This is a genomic window from Streptomyces sp. NBC_00727, from assembly GCF_045161745.1.
GTDB lineage: Bacteria > Actinomycetota > Actinomycetes > Streptomycetales > Streptomycetaceae > Streptomyces.
The window spans coordinates 2828772-2847726 of the sequence record NZ_CP108981.1 but is presented as its reverse complement, the minus strand read 5'-3'; the positions used below and the strand labels follow the sequence as shown (position 1 = coordinate 2847726).

Below are 18955 nucleotides of genomic sequence, written 5' to 3'. Positions count from 1 at the left end.
TTGAGCAGCACGATCTGGTCGGTGGACGAGCACCTGGAAGACATCCTCGCCGCGGTGAAGCCGCTCGAACCCATCGAGCTGCAACTGCCCGAGGCCCAGGGCTGCGTCCTGGTCGAGGACGTCGTCGTGGAGATCGCCCTGCCGCCCTTCGACAACAGCTCGATGGACGGTTACGCGGTCCGCGTCGCCGATGTCGAGGGCGCCACCGAGGAGTTCCCCGCCGTCCTCACCGTCATCGGCGACGTCGCCGCCGGCGACGCCGGACTCGGCGACGGCCGGCGCGTCGGCCCCGGCGAGGCCGCCCGCATCATGACGGGCGCCCCCCTCCCGGAGGGCGCCGAGGCCGTCGTCCCCGTCGAGTGGACCGACGGCGGTACGGGCGAGGGCCCCGCCGCCGCGATGCGCGCCCACAGCGACGCCCCCGAGGGCGCCGGCGGAGAGGTCCGCGTCCACCGCCCCGCGGAGGCCCGCGCCCATGTCCGCGGACGGGGCAGCGATGTGCGCCCCGGCGACCTCGCGCTCAAGGCGGGCACGGTGATCGGGCCGCCCCAGATCGGCCTGCTCGCCGCGATCGGCCGCTCCACCGTCAAGGTGCGCCCCCGCCCCCGCGTCGTCGTCCTGTCCACCGGCAGCGAACTCGTACAGCCCGGCGGCGAGCTGACCGGCGGCCGGATCTACGACTCCAACAGCTTCGCCCTCACCGCCGCCGCCCGGGACGCCGGCGCCATCGCCTACCGCGTCGGAGCCGTCGCCGACGACGCCGAGACCCTGCGCGCCACCATCGAGGACCAGCTGATCCGCGCCGACCTCGTCGTCACCACGGGCGGCGTCAGCGTCGGCGCGTACGACGTGGTCAAGGAGGCCCTGTCCTCGGTCGGTGACGAGGACGAGCCGGGCGGCGGCGTCGACTTCCGCAAGCTCGCCATGCAGCCGGGCAAGCCGCAGGGCTTCGGCTCCATCGGCCCCGACCACACACCGCTGCTCGCCCTCCCCGGGAACCCGGTCTCCAGCTACGTCTCCTTCGAGCTGTTCGTCCGCCCCGCGATCCGCACCCTGATGGGGCTGCCCGCGGCCGACCGCCCGACGGCGAAGGCCACCCTCGTCGCGGACAAGGCCCTGTCGTCACCGGCCGGGAAGCGCCAGTTCCTGCGCGGGACGTACGACGCGGAGGCCGGGACCGTGGCGCCCGTCGGCGGTTCCGGGTCGCATCTGATCGCCGCGCTCGCCCAGGCGGACGCGCTGATCGTGCTGCCCGAGGACGTCACCTCAGCCGAGCCCGGCGCCGACACCGAGGTGATCCTGCTCCGCTGACCGGGGCGCGGTGGCGGTACGGTATCTGGCGCTGTGCCGTCCGGGGGACACCCCCCGGCCCCCGGACCGCGCCCCGGTGCGGGCACCGGGGAATCCGGCGCCCTACCGCTAGGCGGAGTGAGTTGAGTACGCAGAACAGGCTGACGCACATCGACGAGGCGGGTGCCGCCCGTATGGTCGACGTCTCCGGGAAGGACGTCACCGCGCGCGTCGCCCGTGCCAGCGGCCGGGTCCTCGTGTCGCCGCGTGTCGTCGAGCTGCTCCGGGGCGAGGGGGTGCCCAAGGGCGACGCCCTCGCCACCGCGCGGATCGCCGGGATCATGGGCGCCAAGCGCACCCCGGACCTGATCCCCCTCTGCCACCCGCTGGCCGTCTCCGGCGTCGGCGTCGAGCTGAGCGTGGCCGACGACGCGGTGGAGATCACCGCCACGGTGAAGACCACCGACCGCACGGGCGTGGAGATGGAGGCCCTGACCGCGGTCTCGGTCGCCGCGCTCACCGTCGTCGACATGGTCAAGGCCGTCGACAAGGCCGCGGTCATCACGGACGTCCGGGTGGAGGCCAAGTCCGGCGGCAAGTCCGGCGACTACGTCCGTACGGCGCCGCCGGGAGCCGAGGCGTGAGCGCCGGGCCCCCGTCCCCGTACCGCGCCCTCGTCGTCACCGCGTCGAACCGCGCGTCCGCCGGGGTCTACGCGGACAAGGGCGGGCCGCTGATCGCCGAGGCGCTGACCCGGCTCGGGTTCACGGTCGACGGCCCCCGGGTCGTCCCCGACGGCGACCCGGTCGAGCAGGCCCTGCGCGAGGGGGTCGCGGACGCGTACGACGTGGTCGTCACCACCGGCGGTACGGGCATCTCACCCACCGACCGCACCCCCGAGGCCACCCGCCGCGTCCTGGACCACGAGGTCCCCGGCATCCCCGAGGCGATCCGGGCCGAGGGCCGCGACAAGGTCCCCACCGCCGCGCTCTCGCGCGGTCTGGCGGGCGTCGCCGGGCGCACCCTGATCGTCAACCTCCCCGGCTCGACCGGCGGGGTGCGCGACGGGCTCGCCGTCCTGGAACGGCTCCTGGTGCACGCCGTGGACCAGCTGCGCGGCGGCGACCACCCCCGACCCGGGAGCCCGAGCTGAACGTCCCGACCTGGCCGGTGATCCTGGCGGACGGCGATGTCGCCCTCCGGCCCATCAAGCTGCGCGACCAGCGCGAGTGGCGCGAGGTCAACCGCCGCAACCGGGACTGGCTGCGCCCCTGGGAGGCGACGGTCCCGCCGCCCGCGCCCGGCGGACCGGTCGCCCAGCGGCCCACGTACCGGCAGATGATCCGCCACCTGCGCTCCGAGGCCAACGCGGGCCGGATGCTGCCGTTCGCCATCGAGTACCGGGGCCGGCTGGTCGGGCAGCTGACCGTCGCCGGGGTCACCTGGGGCTCGATGTGCTCGGGGCACGTCGGCTACTGGGTGGACCGGGAGGTGGCCGGGCGCGGGGTGATGCCGACCGCCGTCGCGCTCGCCGTCGACCACTGCTTCCAGGTGGTGGGGCTCCATCGCGTCGAGGTGTGCATTCGCCCCGAGAACGGGCCGAGCCGGCGGGTCGTCGAAAAACTCGGATTCCGCGAGGAGGGCCTTCGCCCGCGCTATCTGCACATCGACGGGGCCTGGCGGGACCACCTCATCTACGCGCTGACGGCGGAGGAGGTGCCGGACGGGCTGCTGCGGAGATGGCACCGGTCGCGCCCTGACCGGCCGGCGCCTTCCTCGTAATAGGAAATGTGTTCGAATTGCCTTTCGGTCCGCTGATCTGAACAATCACAAAAAAAGTCCGGGATATCGGCCGGATCGTGCGACACACCGCGCCAATTGGCGGATGCCTCCATGCAAACCCCTCTACGGTGTGAGATGTGAGCAGCAGCGGCCTCATCTACGCAGTCATCGTCGGGGCCTGGGCCGCCTACTTGGTGCCGATGTGGCTCCGCAGGCAGGACGAGCTGAACGAGGAGCGTCCGACCGAGCGCTTCAGCACCGCCATTCGGCTGCTTTCCGGCCGGGCGGCGATGGAGCGCCGTTATGCCAAGGGGCTGCAGGAGCGCACCGAGGACGAGGCGGCGCCCGACGCCGACCCGGGCTTGAGCGCGGACCGAAAGGACTCCGCCGACGTCCGGGCCTTCGCCGCGCCTCCAGCGCACACCGAGGCCCGGATCCACGACCCGGCCGCCACGCCGGAGCGCGCCCCGCGCAAACGGCGCGGCGCCGCACCCGCGGCCCCCGGGCCCGCCCGTCGCGCGCGCCCCGGCGGGATCGACGCGGAACGCGCCCGGCGCGCCCAGCGCCTCCAGGTCCTCGCGCGCCGCCGGCGCACCACCGTCGTCCTCTTCCTCGCCTTCACACTCGGCGCGATCGTCGCCGCCGTCGGCGGCCTGCGCTTCCTGTGGGCGCCCGCGGTCCCGGCCGTCCTGCTCAGCGCGTACATCGCGCACCTGCGGGCGCACGAGCGGCGCCGGTTCGCCTTCACCATGGACCAGCGCCGCGCCGAGGTGGCGGCCCAGCGGCTCCGCGAGAACCGCCCCCGCCGCCACCAGCCCGCCGCCACGGCCCCGGCCGACACCGACGAGGACTCCGAGCCGCGCCACCCGGCCCCCGAGCCCACCCCCACGGTCTCCCCGCAGGAGGCCGGCCGCCGCGCCCTCGTCGAGCAGACGGACCACGCGGAGTGGGTCGACCAGCAGCGCGAACGCGGCCGGGTCCAGGGCGACAGCTGGGAGCCCGTCCCGGTGCCGCTGCCCACCTACGTCACCGCCCCGGTCGCCCCGCGCGCCACGGGCGGCGTCGAGGTCGGCAACCCGGAGACCTGGAGCGCGGCCCGCTCCAGCACCGCCGAGCCCGCCCAGCCGGAGACCGCGGCACCCCCGGTCGACCCGGCGCCGCGCCAGCGCTCCCCGCAGTCCCGCCGCTCCCGCGACCGGGGCCGCACCCCGCTCTTCGACCAGTACGAGGACGGCGACCGCCCCCGCGCCGCCAACGAGTGACCCCGCGCCGGACGCCCGTGCCCCACGCCACGGCTGACCAGCGCGGAACGGATTTCCGAGCACCCCGTAGAGGGTGCTAGAGTTTCACACGTCGCAAGGGCCTGTGGCGCAGTCTGGTAGCGCACCTCGTTCGCATCGAGGGGGTCTGGGGTTCAAATCCCCACAGGTCCACGCACGGGCCGTTCACGAGTCAGCTCGTAAGCGGTTCACGAAATCCCGTCCGATCACTTCGATCGGACGGGATTTCGTCGTTTCTGGGCTCGTCAGGAGGTCTGGGTGCGTACGTCGGGGTGGTTCGGTGGGCGCCGTACGGGCGTCTGCCTGTGTGCGGGCATGGGTGTGCACGCCGGTCTGTGGGGTGATCGGCGTGCGCGGGTGGGCTGGAGTTGTCGTACGGGGCTGGTTTCAGCGAGAGCGTGGAGGCGGGTGGCGCCCTCTGCTTGTCCTCGGCAGCGTGATGGCCGGGGTACTGAGCGGGGGCAGCGGACCGGTGGTGTCGAAGTCAGCGTCGGTGAGCTCGTCGGGTCCGTCCCGTTCGGTGAGCCAGGTCTCGAGGATTCTCAGGTTCGCGACGGTGAGCATCAGGGCGAGGAAGAGGGCCTGAGTGACCTGGCCCGGGGCGGGTCGGTGCTTGCGGTTGCCGATGTCGAGGGCCCCGCTCTTGAAGCGGCCGTTGGCGCCTTCGTTGTGGCTGCGGATGGGTTTGTACGTGTTCAGCCAGGGGGTGCGGAGGTAGGGGACGTCCTGGCGGTACTTGGCCAGACGCCAGTCGGTCCCCTCGGCGTCGGCGGGCACGGTGACCGAGCCTGCCCCGCACACCGCGGGCAGGGCTTCCTTCGGTGGTGGCGCGAGACGTTCGGCGTCGGAGACGTGGACGGTGGGACGGGCCGCCGAGTGGGTGGTACGGAATTGCGGGGCATCGAGGTCGATCACCCGGGCCGGCATTGTGGCGGAGGCGCGGGGATGCAGCCGGTCGTGGCGTGCGCAGTTGACCGACGGGCAGGAGCCGCCGGCGGGGCACTGGACACGGATCGAGCCACGGGCGTCCGGGCCCTGCTTGAGCTTGAGGTGAAAGGGGCCGCGGGCCTCGATCTTCTCGCAGAGGGCGTCGCCGGGCGCGCGGACGGTGTCGTCGTCGGCGCCGGTGGTGGCGTGGACGAGTGGGGCCGGCGTGAGCGGGCACAGCAGGGAGCCGTCGACGAGTGGAGCTCCTTGCCAGCTGCCCTGCATGCCTCGCTCTTTGACCTTGTAGTCCAGGGCGAGGCGGTAGCCGAGGCGGCGGACGGGCGTCTGGAAAGTGGGTGGGCTGCAGCCGGTGTAGGCGCGGTCGGCAGCCAGGATGCCGGTGGGCAGGCCGAGTTCGGTGAGCTGGGTGAGGACCGTGACGGCGTTGGGGCCGGTGCGGACGGTGGGGGTATCGAGTTCGAAACCCAGGCACAGCTGGGGGTACGCCTTGGATGGGTTGTTGTCCGCGTCGCGGTGGTGGGCGGCGATGGCCAGGGTCGCGCTGTAGCCGAAGACTTTATCGCCGGTGCCGCCCTTGAAGTGCCAGCCTGCGGTGATGTCGGTCGAGGCGGTACCGCGCCGGGGGCTGTGAGGGTGGGTGTTCACGGGGATGTCGGTGGCGTCCACACCGACGTCGCCGTTCCAGCCGCGCAGGTATCCGCGCTGGTGGGCCATACGGACCGTGGTCAGCACCAGGCGGTTTGTCAGGACCTGCAGCCGGGCGGCGGCCTGCTGGCCCTCTGGGCTGTCCCAGATCGCGGCGTGGAAATCGGCCAGGCGCAGGGGCAGACGGGAACGGCGGTCGTGGCGGGCCGGGTCCAGGGCAGTGGTGATCGTGTCCAGGCCCCGGTAGAGGCGCTTGCTGGAGGCGATACGCGCCCAGGGATCACGTGGGGGCAGTCCGGGATGCCCAGCCAGCCGCGTGCTCTGGGTCTGAGGCTGTAGTGCAGGATGCGCCAGGCGTCGGCAATGGTGGCGCGGTTGTTGTAGTACACGGCCAGCAGCAGTCCGGCCAGTACCACTCGCGGGCGCATGCCCTTGGGGCCGGGACGGCCCTTGATGAGTTCTTCGAGTTCCTGGGGAATACCGGAGCGGTCGATCAGGGTCAGCAACTGGCCGACCTTGGAGTCAGGGATCTCCGCAGGTCCGCTCAGCGGCGGTTTGGGCCGCAGCTGTCGGATATGAGCGGCCGGAGCGGCGGGGTCGTCCGGCCGGTGCATCATCGGTTCTGTCCACGCAGCAGTTCGGCGGCCTGCTCGGGCGCGAGCGGCGGCACCCAGTGGAAGTAGGGGCCCAGGGAAGCAGCCGAGTTCATGCCCGCAGCCTGGGCGACCAGGGCCGGATCGATGCGCTGTCGCAGCAGGTCCACGATCCAGGTGGTCCGCAGCCGTCGCGCGGAGAGCGGGGGCAGACCGGCATGCGGCCGGTGCCGGGCGGGCCAGGAAGACACCAGATTCTTTGCTGCCTCAACCTTCCGGCCGGGCCGGAACAGGTAGCTGTTCCCGGCGATCTGAGCGAGTTCGGCCAGCGTCGCCTCCCACTCCGCGCGGCAGGCCACCAGCCGTCCCAGCCACGGAGCGTCGATCACCACCATGCCGCTGTCGGTGATGCGCAGATCACTGCCGCGTACGGTGGGCAGCTCGCCCGGGTTGAGCCCGCAGCCCGCCGTCAGGGCCATCATCGCCAGCCCGTCCAGCCGGGCCCGCCCCGGCAGCAACTCGGCCCACCCGCCCAACCGGGCCAACTCGCTGAGTTCGTACGGTGGTTGAGGTCGTCGATTGGCGGAGATCCGGACCGCAGGGGCCTCCCCGCGCTCCACCCACACCAGTGCCTCACGGGTGCGCCGCAGCCAGGTGCGGAAGGTCTGCCGGCTGCTTCCCACCCGCCCGGTCAGCCCACGCAGGATGAACAGATCAATCGTCTCGGTCCGCAGCCACAGCCCAGGATCGCGCGGCAGTCCGCAGCTGTCGGCCCAGACGGCGAGGCGGCCGACTACATGGAGCAAGTGTCCGGCCTCGTAACAGGTGGCCGGGGCGGCTGCTGCGACCGTGGCACGCACCTGATCGGCCACCGGTCCCCACCGCTCCGGTGGCAGTCGGGGACGGTAGCGGCGGATACGGGCGGAGACCTGCGGGTTCAGTGTCACAGACCAATCCCACCGGCTGGTCAAGCAGCCAGTGAAGGGATCGGCGACGATCTTCACGTAAAGGAGTGCAACACAATGGTCGGTGGCATGAACCGGCGAACCCCGCCGCGCGAGCTTGCCCGCGATCCGGAAGCCTGGCCCCACGCGGACGTCGCTGACCCCGGCGCCGTCGCTGTCCAGCACATCGCAAGGATTCTCACCGCAGCCATGACTGAGCGGCGGTTCAGCCTGCGTGGCCTCGCGGAAGCATCCGGCGTGAACCGGCAGGCCATCGCCGATCTCCTGGCCGGGCGTTCCTGGCCGGACGTGGCCACGGTAGCCCGCCTCGGAACCGCCACGGGCACAGCCCTGTGGCCCCAAGCAGTCGCATGTGAAAGGGAGATCGGGCATGAAGCCTCACTTCGTGTCCGAACTCGCTCACTTCGCGATCGGACATGACGCTTTCGTGGCTCCGCCCGCCGAGCGCAGCGCCTCTCGCCTACGCTCGGACACACGGGAGCCACCTGCAGGGTGCTCACGTGCCGGCACCGCCGACGCTTTCCACGGCTTGACGGCGGTGCCGGACCTCCCCGTGCCCAGTGAAACGTGGGACGGGAGTCTGGGTTCAGGCGGCCCCGGGCGCCCCCTCGTCGGCAGTAGCAGTGTTGTCGGTGGTCGCGATGGCGAACCGGGACGCGGAGTCCTCGATGACGAGCCCTTCCTTCACCAAGGTCTTCAGCCGGGCCCGGGTCGTTTCCACCCGCGCCGGGGTGGACACGACCTCGCCGATGGCGGCGGCAACCGCCTTCGCCTTCATCCCCCGCTCCGGCCCGGCCGTCGTCAGCACCGACAGCATCCGGCGTCTGCCCTCCTCCCACTCGAGAGGCGGCTTCGAGGAGGCAGACCCGGTGTCGACTCCAGACAAAGAGTCGTCGACCCCGTCGGAATCCTGTGCGGTGCCAGAGCCTGTGTCCGCTTCGCCCGCGTCCTGACCATCTGGCTCGCCCGGCGGGGCAGCAGAGCCAACCGGCTCCTCGACATCATCCGGAGGCAGCGAATCGAGCGTCTTCTGGGTCAGCGCCAAATCGCGCAGCCGTTCCTCGGCTGCCGCGATCTGCCGACGGATCGTCCCGATATCCTCGTGCAGCGAGGCCACACTGGCGCGAACGGTGGCCACTTCCCGCTTCAGACGGTCGTACACCGACGTCACAACCAGCCCCCGGTCCTTGGCGACATCCCTGAAGCCCCCAGCGCTTCCGCCGGAGCCTTCGCCACACCGTATGAGCCAAAGCCGCAAGATCGCAGGAGCTGTTCGCTGAAGACCGCAAACGACAACGCGCATTCACCCAATGCCACTTGCTGCACGAGGCGGGGGCAGTTGTAGACGGATCAGAGGCGGAACAGGTCAGTCCCCCTGGGCTGATCGCGCCAGTGTTCGCGAGTTCCGCCGTCAGAGGGGCGCGGTTCAAGCGACGCCGACATGCGTGTTCGCTGAACTCCAGGACCGGCAGCTCGCCTTCTTCTGGGCCCGGCCGGAGTGCAGCCACGTGCCGTCGTTCAGCCTCGTACGACGGAAAGCAGCAGGGGGGTGCGCACGCCGAGGTGGGATGCGGAGTCGGCGATCGTCGCGGCCAGCCAGCCGACTGCGTCGCAGGACCACTCGGTGAGTTCGCCTCGTAGGGTCATGCCGTGCAGAGGTGGGCCGTTCCAGAATCCGTCGGCGAACGGCGGTGGCAGAGTCTCGTCCTCATCGGCTCTTCCCGACTTGCCCGGGATGAATGCGTCTTGCTCCAAGTGACCGAGGAAGCTGACGAGTTGCTGCGCGATGGCAGGGATGGAGGGGTTGCGCCCGCTGTCAATGGTGATCTTCACCGGTGTCTGGGCCTGCGGGGCGTGCTCACCGAACCAGTCGCAGGTCTCCATGGAGGGCACGAGCGCGTTGCGCGGGCGGGAGGCGGGGGGAAGTCCTTGAAGGGGCAGCAGAAGCTGTACCGCGGACAGATGTGCCGTGCCGATGCGCGCAGTGGTGTCCTCGGCGCAGCGCAGAAACGGTTGCACGGGCAAAGGCCTGTCATTCGCCGGCGTACTGCACTCGACCTGGAACCAGGCGAAGGGCTCGGCAGCGGCATGGCGAGTACCGCAGAGGGCGTTATTCATGGCCCACAAGCCCGGCGCTCTGGACACGCGTTCGTCCCCTGCGGCGCTCGATTGCTCGTCCAGCCAGCCCATCGCAATCGACCGCTGGTGGAACAGCTGGTACGCGTCATGCTCGGACTCGGGGTCGCGCCACGGGTGCGGGACTAGCTCGCCATGAAACGCGGCGAACATGGGGCCTGCCGTGGACAAGCCCGCGGGGTCGATCCCTGGCTGGACGACGTCGTGTTGTTCGGACAACTGACCCCCTCGGTCCTGCTGCGGCTGTTCATCGACCGGCCCTCACCTCACGGAGAGGTGGCGACTTCCGTTACTGCGCTCGGCATGCGGCTTTGGCCTGGTTCATCGGCTTCTCCCCGGTGTCGAGCTCGCCGATAACGTCGACTTCCACGTGGTTGCGCCACGACGTCTGCTGGAACGTGCGGCACTTGATGCGGGCCACCGTACGGTTCGAGCTGCCACCACCCGGCTTGAGTTCCTTGGTGGGCGAGCACGCCTGCTGCCGCCAACTGTGATCCGTGAAGTATTCGTAGATGCAATTGAGTACTTTGGCGCGGTTGTTGGAGCAGTCCCCCTTCTTCCACCACCCGTGCCCGGACATGTCGATCTTGTTCTCGGAGACGTGAGGGTTGTCCCTCCCGCTGATCGGTGTGCAGCGGAGCCCGCTCACCTTCGGGGATTTAGGGGCTTACGGGGTCGCGTCCGCGCTCGGGGACATATCCAGAACCTGGCCTGCCCGGTCCAGGTAGACGGCCGCGTTGCCGAGGTCTGGTGGAGCGATGCCCGGCTCGGCCGTTGACGCGGTGACCTGAGAGGTGGGGTCACCTTGCAGATGCCCTTCGTGACCGGAGGCGCCGGTTGTGGACGCGGACGCGCCTCCCACCACGAGGACGGTGAGTACGGCGATGGCGGTGCGGCGGAGTCCCCGGTTCGACATGTACTTCCCGTTCCGTGAGTACGTGCGTGGCCGCACCTTGATAGTTGCTGCGGGCCGGACCAGTTTCTGATCCGGTGCTTCCGTTCAGCCACAAACGAGAGGGAGGGTCCACCTAAAGGGTGAGAACACCCCTCGCATGGAGTACGCATGCCCTTGCGGTCGTCCTTGTCTGTAGCGACATAGTCGGGGAAGGATCACTGACCTGTCGGGGAGCGGGCCACGAAGTGGCGAATCAGGGCTGATCAGAGGTACTCGTGAACACCCCACTGCACAACTGTTCTTGAGTTGGCTCAGGAATGGTGACGAGATCCCGTCCGATCGCAAGATCGGGCGGGATCTTCGTCGTTTCGGAGGTCGTTCGATGCCTGTTCGGGGTGGTGGATGGCGGTGTAGTTTCCGATGGCCACCGTGATCGCGATCAGGATCGCCTGGGCCACCCGGCCGGGTGCGCGGCGGTGCAGCGGGCTGCCGATGCCCATGTAGGCGCCCTTGAGGCGGCCGTTGAGGCCCGCGTTGTGGGAGTGGATCGGCTTGTAGAAGGGGCCAGTCCCTCTCGGTGACCGCCGGGCGGCACTACTACGAGCGATACGACGTTGGCGCGGGAGTCGCCTGCCGGAGCAGGTGCCGACCAGTTTCAAGGCCGAACCGGACGGCGCCCCCGTCCCGACCTACCGCCACAGCGTGCGACGTGCACCTTCCTCCACCCCACGGTTGACAGGCACGCCGAAGGTTTTCACGTCCTGCCTCTGCTCTGGAAACTTGATAAATTCCGGCTGTCTTTTCTGGAGAGTTCGAGGAGAAGTTGAAGATGAGGCTGGTCTCGGCAATCGTCGCTTCCGTTGCAGCGTTGGCTATGTCTCCTGCGTCGGCTTATGCCGAAGCGGTAGGTCCGGTGAGTAGGGTGGATGATGTTCCATCGGACTACGAGAATGAAGAATTCACCGATAATCTGATTGTCGAGAACCTCCCCTCGCAGCCGGAGGGGCCGACCGTGAGGGGGGCGGCGGGCTCTGCTCCTATCGACACGTTTTCGTACGAGTTCGGCGGCGTCCAGTTCTCCGTTCCGACCGGATGCTTCCTGACGCATGTCATCAAAGGTGAAGGGGTGAGGATCACCAACCAGATGTCCGGCGTCGACTGCGTGGGGCCTTCCGCCCTGCTGGCGAAGTTCTGCAACACTCGCCTTGAATTTCACTACGCAAACACTTCGAACAAGACCTATAAGATTGTTCGAGGGCCGCTCAAGAGCAGCTGCAGGACGGGGACCGTAGATAGCTACAACCGTACGACCGACCACACCTTGCCCCGCGCGGGCAAGGCATGCGCCCAGCTCTTCGTCAGCGGCAAGCGGCGATCGATGCAATGCCACTACATCACCCTGTAGGGCATAATGCGAAGCATGGCTTACGGATCGAAGGAATGGTGGAACGAGTTCGCGCTTTTCCTTGCCATCACTTTTGCTAGTATTTTCGTCCTGGCCTCTCTGGTGGCGATTTTCCTTAATGTGCAGGCGGAGAGTGTGAGTGGACTCATCGTCATCGTCCCTAGCGTGTTCATCGGTCTTGCCGCTGCCCGCATCCATCGGCGCCGCCATGGGCACAGGTGACAGTCGGCGGCCATTCGAAGACGCTGTGGACCACGGCGAACAGGACGTGCATACAGGCTCCTGGCCCGGCCGCCTGCGGAGTCGGCGGTCGTCGCGGCCAGCCAGCCGACTGCGTCGCAGGACCACTCGGCGAGTTCGCCTCGTAGGGGCATGCCGTGCAGAGGCGGGCCGTTCCAGAATCCGTCGGTGGACGGCGGCGGCAGAGTCTCGTCACCGGCCGCACTGTCGAGCGCGCCGACTATGATGCGCACGGAATGGGGGCGACCGCGACCGAAGTGCACTCCGCGCAGGTCGCCCTGAAGTACAGGAAGGGCATGGACCCCCCCTTCGTGGTGATCACGTCTTACCCCGTGTCTCCATAAATCCCTCGGACGCTTCTCGTGGAGGTGATCGCGACGTGATCTCGCACACCGGTACCCTCTTCAACGACGGACCGCTCAGACGCGTGCTCGAGACGGCTGTGCGCGCCCGGGAGTCGCAGGGCGCCCTCGACCTGGACGACGAGGTCAGGCGCTTCGTCCGTACCGCAGGTGCCACCGATACATCGCGCTGGCTGTTTCCGGTCGTGACCGTTGCCGCCCTGCTCGACCACACGGCCGACCTGCTTCGGTTGGAGGGCGCGGCATTTTTCCCGCGTGAGTTCACCGAACGGCTGGACAAGGCGCGGGACGGTGTTCCGGGGGAGGAGTTCCTGCGCACGCTGGCCGGCCGGGTCAGGATGGCCGACCAGGAGCTGGACGCAGGATTCGACGAGCTGCCCCTGGCGGACTGGGAGGCGGCAGCCCGTTTCCCGGAGCTCCTCGGGTTCGGCCCCAACTGGATCTATGACGGCGAATTCCCCTTGCTGTCCGATTCGATCGCGGCCTTCATCGAAGCGGAGCATCCTTTCTGTAGCGAGGCGTTCTCCCGACTGGCCGCTGATGCGCAAGCGGTCCTCGTGCTCTTTCCGGAGCCCTCGGCGCTGTCCAGCAACGTGACGCGATGGATTCCCTGGGCTTCGCACGAGGCCTTGCGCCAGATCACGCGGAGCATCGACGACCACATGCGGACGGAGCATTCCGGTTCCTGAAGCACACAACGCCAACAGGAAGTTTTGCGCATGACCGTAAGGACCCGCTCGGCCACCTACCCCGACCGGGAAACCGCCCACTGGGCCACCCAGCAGGTGGTGACCGGCAACGAGCAGAAGATCCACCGCTGGCTCGCCCAGGGGACCCGGGGCCGTCTCACCATCGAGGCCGCTTGGCCCTCCCGTGAGGCTCCCGTCGGCCGCGTACTGCTGCAGGCGATGATGCTTGCCGGACGCGAGCCCGTCGAGGTGCGCGCGGCGCGTGTCGTTCTCAGGCGTGAGCCGAGCAGCCCGCACGGCTTCGTCGTTCTCACCACCGTCCCGATCTACCTGTAGAGGTCCGTGCCGTGTCCATGAAGCCACTCGAGTTCGATCGCCGCTACGGCGAGTTGGACCAGGTGATCAGCGCGTACACCGGAGTGTCGGCCGACGATGAGCCGGGCAAGCCGAGCGAAGCCCTCCAGGCCTATCTCCGCCACACCTGGCATACCCGCCCCTGGGCCCTGGGCACGGCCGAACAGCAGATCCGCGAGTACGCCCGCAATCCACCCGGCCGACTGCGCTTGAGCCTCGGTGAGTTCTACCCCGTGCCTGACGTCGGGCTGCCCGAGTCGGCAGTCCAGGACTGGCTGTTCGTGATCGCGGATCACCTGAAGCGGTCGATCGAGGAGGGCGAGGTCCCACCCCCGGCCGGCCCCCGCACCCACTGGGAGTGGCACGCCCGCTTCCCCGAGCTCGGCCAGTTCCTCGGCGGCTGGTTCTCGCAGGACATGCCGGACGAGTTCCCGGACCACGACGCGGCCGTAGACGACTACACCGCCACCACGGATCCACAGCTGGTTGCCCGCCTCACGGGCGAGGTCCATGAACTGCTCGCCCTCGGCCTCGAAGAGTCCGAGTACGCCCTCGCGATGGCGGAGCTGGGCATGGAGGTCGACCCGCCCCAGCCGTACTCCCCGAGCGGCTGGCTGGCCCACCTCGCGGACTGTCTGGGCGGATTCAGGGCGGACTACGGCCCGGACCGGCCATAGGCTGACCGCGTGACCGCTGTGCCGCCTTCGGCCTGAAGATCTCTCCCTGCCACCCCGCCCGCCACACTCCTCGGCAGTCCTCCGAGTGCTCCTTGGGTCGCCCGGCCGGGTGGAGTGACCCCCGAAATTCCGGCACCTGGACGCTGGATGTTTCGTCATCCAGGGGAAGTGATCCAAGGTGGCGAAGCGGAAGAGCTACCCCGAAGAGTTCAAGCGGGACGCGGTGGACCTGGTGCGTTCCTCGCCGGACCGTTCCCTCACCGATATCGGTCAGGGCCTGGGCATCCATCTGGAGACCTTGCGCAAGTGGGTCCGGGAGGCCCGGACCCGCGTCCGGGCGGCGGACAGCGGGGGCGATGCCGGCGTGACCCCTGACGCGAGGGAAGAGCTCAGGCGCTTGCGGCGGGAGAACGCCCGGCTGAAGGAGGACAACGAGATCCTCCGGAAAGCCGCCGCCTATTTCGCGCGGGAGACGACACGGTGATCCGCTTCCGTTTCGTCGACGAGCACAGAGGCGCCCACAGGGTGAAGCGGATGTGTGATGTTCTCGGCTGGGGCCACGCCTGGCACCAGAACAAGGAGGCGCGGCAGGAGAAGGTCGATGAGGAGGAGGTCCTGGCCTGCCGAATCCGGGAGATCCACACCGATTCCCGGGGAGCTTACGGGGCCCTGCGGATCACCTGGAAACTCCGGGACCAGGGGCACGTGGTGAACCGCAAGCGCGTCGCACGGATCATGCGGGAGCGTGAAATCGTCGGGATAACGCGACGGAAGTCGCGGTCGCTGACGAAGCAGGACCGCACGGCGCCGCCGGCGCCGGATCTGATCCTGCGGGACTTCACCGCGCCGCTGCCGGGTCTGGAATTCGTCGCGGACATCACCTGCCTGCCGACGGCTGAGGGATGGCTGTATCTGGCGACGGTGATCGATCTGTGCACGCGGGAGGTTGCGGGCTGGTCGATGGCCGACCACATGCGCACCGAACTGGTTGCGGACGCCATCCGGATGGCCCATGCGGGTGGACACACGTCAGGAAACACGATCTTTCACTCCGATCGAGGATCCCAATACACGTCCCGCCAATTCCGTTGTCTACTAGGCGAGTTGGACCTTCGAAAGAGCGCCGGGCGCACCGGTTCGTGCTTCGACAACGCTGCCGCGGAGAGCTTTTTCGCCGTCCTGAAAGCAGAGATCGGGACGACCGTCCGGGAAACCCGGGCGCAGGCTCGGCAGGACGTTTTCCGGTGGATCGCCGAACATTACAACCGGGAGCGGATCCACTCGACCATCGGCTACATCACGCCGTACCAGGCGAGGATCCGCTGCCATCAACGACTGGACCTCGCGGCATAAAACGGAAGTGTCGGGACCTGAGGGGTCACCTCATCATCGAGGAGCACCCGGGAGACAACAGCCCCGGCCGCCGCCCAGGAGTTACGAGGACGCCTGGGCGGCGGCCGATACCCACCGGCAGGAACGGCCGCAGCCGCTCCCACTCGTCATCCGACAAGTCACCACGCTGATCCCGCCCCGTGCCCAGTTCACCGAGCCATCGACGAGCCAGTCACGCGATCGGCCGGACAAGCTCCTGACCTAGCTCTGCCACAACGTGCCCGTGGCGATCTTCTCCAGTTCGGTGAGGGACAGGGCGGGGGCCTCGTTCTGGTCCTCCGTGTTGAAGGCGGGGACGACCACCCGGAGGCCGCTGGGGCGGATCGTGTCGACCTGCCTCATCTTCCCGCCCTCACCGCCCTTTTCCCCGGCCCCCTGACGTGTGGCGGCCTTCGTGCCATCCGCCAGGACCTTCACGTCGGAGTCGAAGAGATCGCCCTCGACGTACGCGTACTCCGCCTCCTGCTTCCCGGACGCCTTCACCGCCAGGCGGTCGGGGAGCAGCTTGGGCAGCTTGCCCAGGACCACGTCACCGCTCTGACCCTGCGGGGTCAGCGGTTCCGGCGCCGTCGACGGCGCTGCGGGCTCGGGCAGGGACGCGAGGATCGGGTGCCACTCCCTGGCCTGGGCCAGTACCTTCATCCGGTCCAGCGACAGCGGCGGGGTGGAACGGCTGACCGGAGCATCCTTCGCTCCGGTCGCGTTCGATTCGGACACCGAAATCCGGTAGCCCTCGGGTGTCAGCAGGTCCGCGTGCCACCGCTTGGTCTCCACCTGCCCGTCCTGGTGCTCCCTGCCCTTGGACAGCACGAGGCGCGAGCCGTCCGCGAGCGTTATGGCGGAGCAGCCTTCATGCACGTTCGGGTTGTCCGGGCAGGAGAACTCGTTTTCGCTCATAGCCTCGGAGCTCTGCCGTCTCAGGCTCACCGACACGGCGGCCTTCCCCTGGCCGTCGTCGTACACGACGGAGGCGTACGGCGACGACGAGCTCTTCTGGTCACCCGTACCGCTGGTGCCGCGGCCAGTCTGCTCGCTGAACTTCCCCTTCGGCAGCAGCCCTTCGAGCGTCCTGATCACCTGCTGCGCGGAGTAGTGGCGCTTCGAGGGCCCCGCGCTCCTGTTGGCGTTCTCCGTCGACCGTGCGGCCACTGCCGACCCGTTGCCACCGTCCTGCGAAGCGCCGATGTCTCCGGTGACGAGCGACCCGCCGAGCCCGATCACGGCAATCGCCGCCACGCTTCCGGTCACTACGGCGCTGCGGCGCAGCACCATCCGGCGCCGACCGCGCGTGACCGCACCGTCCACGAGCGGCCGTCCTGTGACGGAGAACCCCTCTCCCGTCTGCTTCATCGCCGCGCCGAGCCCGCCCTCGAAAGCGTCCCGGTCCTCCTGAGCACCGTTTCCGTACACGCCGTCCACCACCGTTCCCCACGTCTGTGGAAAGAGAAAGAATAGAAAAAGAACGAAAGAATTCAGTGCGCGGCCGGTTCAGTGCGCGGCCAGTTCGCCGACGCTGCCGCCGAGTTGCTCACGCAGCCGGGCGAGCGCACGGGTACTGCGGGTGCGTACGGCTGCCGAGCTGACGTGCAGTATGTCCGCGGTCTCCGTGACCGACCGGTCCTCCCAGTAACGCAACACGATCACCGCCCGGTCCTTGGGCGGCAGGCCGCGCAGCGCGGCGAGGAGCGTGATCCTCAAGGACGCGTCCTCCGCAGACTCCCGTGCCTGGTCCGGTAGTTCGCCGCGCGGTCGTTCCCCCGTCGATTTGCGCCGCTGGTGCCCGAGATAGCACCGCACAAGCACGGTCTGCGCGTACGCCACCGGGTTCTCGACACGCGACGTACGCCTCCACACCGAGTACATCCGGCCGAGCGTCTCCTGTACGAGATCCTCGGCAAGGTGCGTGTCTCCGCCGGTCAGCAGGCACGCCGAACGGAACAGATGATCCATACGGGCTTCCGCGAACTCACGGAAGGCGCTCTCTTTGGCCTGCCTCATCCGCCACCTCCTCTCACCTACACCCTTTAGATGCGGTGACCGCCGGGAAATGTTTCACCCTGCGAGGCCGAGGCCGAGCCCGGCCTGCTCCGAACGAGAGGCCCTGGCCGGCTCTTTGACAGAGTTGAGGGGCAGGCCGCGTCCGACGCGCCCGTACAGCCCCGTCAGTCGAATCCCCGACCCCGACAGGTCCCGTTCGTACGCCCGTTGCCCCTGGTGGAGGCGGTGCGCGTCACGGAAGCCTTCGGCGTATGACGATCCCCCGCCGCACCCCGGCGACACCTTCGAGCTCCGCTTCTCCGCTACCCCGCGCGGAGCCCGTCTCGCGCGGTGGCTGGCCTCGCACCGGGTGCACGAGTGGGGCCATCGCTACGGCTCCGAGGTGAACGACACAGTGGGTCCGGTCGTCGGCGAGCTGGCCGCGAACGCGGTCACGCACGGACTGGTGCCCGGCCGGGGAGTGCTGCTCCGGCTGATCCGGGCGGCAGGAGGGTGGCTGCGGGTGGAGGTCAGCGACACCCGGGGCGAGTGGCTGCCGGTTCCGCCCACCGACCTGCTCGCCGACGCGGAGACGGGACGCGGGCTGGTCCGGGTCGCCGCGCTCGCCGAGGAGGAGTTCGCCGCCCACGAGGTCCTCGGGCGGCGCACCTGGGTCCACCACTGGAACTGACGGCGGCCTCGTGGGGCCGGAGACGTCGATGCGGTGGCTCCTGACCTTGCTGTCGGGGCCTTCGACGACCGCTCGTTCGGGCCGGCAGGCATCCACCGGAAGCCCGGTCCTTGTCCTCAGGGCGTACCGACCGCCCCGCCCTCCCGCAGCGGCTTCGCGTAGCAGCGGCTGCTGTCGTACGTGCGGTAGTGGCCGAACTTCTCGCACGGGGTGTAGCCGCTGGAGAGGTACAGGGCGATGGCCTCCGGCTGGCGGTCGCCGGTCTCCAGGACCATGCGGGTGCGGCCGGCGGCGCGGGCGTCCGCCTCCAGGGCGGCCAGGATGCGGCGGGCGAGGCCCTGACCGCGGCCCTCCGGTATGACGTACATCCGCTTCAGTTCGGCGTCGCCGTCCGAGTAGCCCTCGTCGTTGCGTTCCTGGGAACGCCAGCCGCCCGTGGCGAAGGGATGGTCCGACGCGTCGTACGCGATCAGGTACAGGCCGTGAGGCGGGTCGAACATCGTGGCGTCCAGCGGTGTGACATCGCCCTCGTCGCCGTAGCGCTCGGCGTATTCGAGCTGCACGCGATCGTTGAGTTTGACGGCGTCGGGGTGGTCGAAGGCCCGGACCTGGATATTCATGCGATGGAGTGTAC

The 18955-nt window shown here is 69.2% G+C and carries 23 protein-coding genes and 1 tRNA gene; 14 read left to right on the top strand and 10 right to left on the bottom strand.

Annotated features, from left to right (window positions below; genetic code table 11):
• The 6 genes from glp to OG242_RS12705 all read left to right on the top strand — a co-directional run bounded on the left by glp (nucleotide 1) and on the right by OG242_RS12705 (nucleotide 4505).
• Entirely contained in the window at nucleotides 1-1311 is a 1311-nt protein-coding gene (gene glp / locus OG242_RS12730; protein ID WP_405898273.1) for a gephyrin-like molybdotransferase Glp, read from the top strand.
• 122 nt (nucleotides 1312-1433) lie between these two features.
• A complete protein-coding gene (moaC, locus tag OG242_RS12725; protein ID WP_093708401.1) occupies nucleotides 1434-1934 on the top strand; it encodes a cyclic pyranopterin monophosphate synthase MoaC in 501 nt (166 codons plus the stop codon).
• A complete protein-coding gene (locus OG242_RS12720; protein ID WP_405898272.1) occupies nucleotides 1931-2443 on the top strand; it encodes a molybdenum cofactor biosynthesis protein B in 513 nt (170 codons plus the stop codon). The genes moaC and OG242_RS12720 overlap by 4 nt, the downstream gene beginning before the upstream one ends.
• A gap of 17 nt (nucleotides 2444-2460) precedes the next feature.
• Nucleotides 2461-3072, top strand: a complete 612-nt coding sequence (locus tag OG242_RS12715) for a GNAT family N-acetyltransferase (protein ID WP_405898271.1) — start codon at nucleotides 2461-2463, stop codon at nucleotides 3070-3072.
• A 137-nt stretch (nucleotides 3073-3209) separates the two neighbouring features.
• Nucleotides 3210-4334, top strand: a complete 1125-nt coding sequence (gene glpR / locus OG242_RS12710; protein WP_405898270.1) for a gephyrin-like molybdotransferase receptor GlpR — start codon at nucleotides 3210-3212, stop codon at nucleotides 4332-4334.
• Nucleotides 4335-4431: 97 nt separating this feature from the next.
• Nucleotides 4432-4505 (top strand) — tRNA-Ala (locus OG242_RS12705).
• 234 nt (nucleotides 4506-4739) lie between these two features.
• Here the strand turns inward: OG242_RS12705 and OG242_RS12700 are convergent.
• From OG242_RS12700 to OG242_RS12670, 7 genes are all read right to left on the bottom strand, one after another.
• A complete protein-coding gene (locus OG242_RS12700) occupies nucleotides 4740-6032 on the bottom strand; it encodes a hypothetical protein (protein WP_405898269.1) in 1293 nt (430 codons plus the stop codon).
• Between the two features lie 526 nt (nucleotides 6033-6558).
• Entirely contained in the window at nucleotides 6559-7668 is a 1110-nt protein-coding gene (locus OG242_RS12695; protein ID WP_405898268.1) for a hypothetical protein, read from the bottom strand.
• A gap of 421 nt (nucleotides 7669-8089) precedes the next feature.
• Complete coding sequence (locus OG242_RS12690) at nucleotides 8090-8674, bottom strand: hypothetical protein (RefSeq protein ID WP_405898267.1); 585 nt, start codon at nucleotides 8672-8674, stop codon at nucleotides 8090-8092.
• 347 nt (nucleotides 8675-9021) lie between these two features.
• Entirely contained in the window at nucleotides 9022-9858 is an 837-nt protein-coding gene (locus OG242_RS12685) for a hypothetical protein (RefSeq protein WP_405898266.1), read from the bottom strand.
• A 70-nt stretch (nucleotides 9859-9928) separates the two neighbouring features.
• Nucleotides 9929-10288, bottom strand: a complete 360-nt coding sequence (locus tag OG242_RS12680) for a hypothetical protein (RefSeq protein ID WP_405898265.1) — start codon at nucleotides 10286-10288, stop codon at nucleotides 9929-9931.
• An 18-nt stretch (nucleotides 10289-10306) separates the two neighbouring features.
• Entirely contained in the window at nucleotides 10307-10555 is a 249-nt protein-coding gene (locus OG242_RS12675; RefSeq protein WP_405898264.1) for a hypothetical protein, read from the bottom strand.
• A 290-nt stretch (nucleotides 10556-10845) separates the two neighbouring features.
• Nucleotides 10846-11034, bottom strand: coding sequence for a hypothetical protein (locus OG242_RS12670; RefSeq protein ID WP_405898263.1), 189 nt, complete (start codon nucleotides 11032-11034; stop codon nucleotides 10846-10848).
• Between the two features lie 329 nt (nucleotides 11035-11363).
• Between OG242_RS12670 and OG242_RS12665 the strand changes: the two genes are divergently transcribed.
• The 7 genes from OG242_RS12665 (at nucleotide 11364) to OG242_RS12635 (ending at nucleotide 15614) form a co-directional block, all read left to right on the top strand.
• Nucleotides 11364-11939 (top strand): hypothetical protein, encoded by a 576-nt coding sequence (locus OG242_RS12665; RefSeq protein WP_405898262.1) that lies wholly within the window; start codon nucleotides 11364-11366, stop codon nucleotides 11937-11939.
• Nucleotides 11940-11954: 15 nt separating this feature from the next.
• Nucleotides 11955-12161, top strand: a complete 207-nt coding sequence (locus OG242_RS12660) for a hypothetical protein (RefSeq protein WP_405898261.1) — start codon at nucleotides 11955-11957, stop codon at nucleotides 12159-12161.
• Between the two features lie 397 nt (nucleotides 12162-12558).
• The gene (locus OG242_RS12655; RefSeq protein ID WP_405898260.1) at nucleotides 12559-13230 is read left to right on the top strand and encodes a hypothetical protein; all 672 of its coding nucleotides are present in this window, start codon (nucleotides 12559-12561) and stop codon (nucleotides 13228-13230) included.
• A 30-nt stretch (nucleotides 13231-13260) separates the two neighbouring features.
• Nucleotides 13261-13566, top strand: a complete 306-nt coding sequence (locus OG242_RS12650; protein ID WP_405898259.1) for an RNase A-like domain-containing protein — start codon at nucleotides 13261-13263, stop codon at nucleotides 13564-13566.
• Nucleotides 13567-13577: 11 nt separating this feature from the next.
• Entirely contained in the window at nucleotides 13578-14261 is a 684-nt protein-coding gene (locus OG242_RS12645) for a contact-dependent growth inhibition system immunity protein (protein ID WP_405898258.1), read from the top strand.
• Nucleotides 14262-14439: 178 nt separating this feature from the next.
• A complete protein-coding gene (locus OG242_RS12640) occupies nucleotides 14440-14745 on the top strand; it encodes a transposase (protein WP_405898257.1) in 306 nt (101 codons plus the stop codon).
• Entirely contained in the window at nucleotides 14742-15614 is an 873-nt protein-coding gene (locus tag OG242_RS12635) for an IS3 family transposase (RefSeq protein WP_405898256.1), read from the top strand. Before OG242_RS12640 ends, OG242_RS12635 begins: the two co-directional genes overlap by 4 nt.
• 240 nt (nucleotides 15615-15854) lie before the next feature.
• Here OG242_RS12635 and OG242_RS12630 read toward each other — a convergent pair whose 3' ends face one another.
• Entirely contained in the window at nucleotides 15855-17063 is a 1209-nt protein-coding gene (locus OG242_RS12630) for a hypothetical protein (RefSeq protein WP_405898255.1), read from the bottom strand.
• 78 nt (nucleotides 17064-17141) lie between these two features.
• Nucleotides 17142-17651: a SigE family RNA polymerase sigma factor gene (locus tag OG242_RS12625; RefSeq protein ID WP_405898254.1), complete on the bottom strand. Its 510-nt coding sequence runs from the start codon at nucleotides 17649-17651 to the stop codon at nucleotides 17142-17144.
• A 49-nt stretch (nucleotides 17652-17700) separates the two neighbouring features.
• Between OG242_RS12625 and OG242_RS12620 the strand changes: the two genes are divergently transcribed.
• A complete protein-coding gene (locus OG242_RS12620) occupies nucleotides 17701-18321 on the top strand; it encodes an ATP-binding protein (protein WP_405898253.1) in 621 nt (206 codons plus the stop codon).
• A 116-nt stretch (nucleotides 18322-18437) separates the two neighbouring features.
• On the opposite strand, the gene OG242_RS12615 is transcribed toward OG242_RS12620, so the two are convergent.
• Nucleotides 18438-18941: a GNAT family N-acetyltransferase gene (locus OG242_RS12615; protein WP_405898252.1), complete on the bottom strand. Its 504-nt coding sequence runs from the start codon at nucleotides 18939-18941 to the stop codon at nucleotides 18438-18440.
• Between the last annotated feature and the right edge of the window lie 14 nt (nucleotides 18942-18955).

Coding starts and splice junctions, on each gene's coding strand:
- OG242_RS12675 (WP_405898264.1), bottom strand. CDS start 10,555: ATGTCGAACCGGGGACTCCGCCGCACCGCCATCGCCGTACTCACCGTC.
- OG242_RS12670 (WP_405898263.1), bottom strand. CDS start 11,034: ATGGGCATCGGCAGCCCGCTGCACCGCCGCGCACCCGGCCGGGTGGCC.
- OG242_RS12665 (WP_405898262.1), top strand. CDS start 11,364: ATGAGGCTGGTCTCGGCAATCGTCGCTTCCGTTGCAGCGTTGGCTATG.
- OG242_RS12660 (WP_405898261.1), top strand. CDS start 11,955: ATGGCTTACGGATCGAAGGAATGGTGGAACGAGTTCGCGCTTTTCCTT.
- OG242_RS12650 (WP_405898259.1), top strand. CDS start 13,261: ATGACCGTAAGGACCCGCTCGGCCACCTACCCCGACCGGGAAACCGCC.
- OG242_RS12625 (WP_405898254.1), bottom strand. CDS start 17,651: ATGAGGCAGGCCAAAGAGAGCGCCTTCCGTGAGTTCGCGGAAGCCCGT.
- OG242_RS12620 (WP_405898253.1), top strand. CDS start 17,701: ATGTTTCACCCTGCGAGGCCGAGGCCGAGCCCGGCCTGCTCCGAACGA.
- OG242_RS12615 (WP_405898252.1), bottom strand. CDS start 18,941: ATGAATATCCAGGTCCGGGCCTTCGACCACCCCGACGCCGTCAAACTC.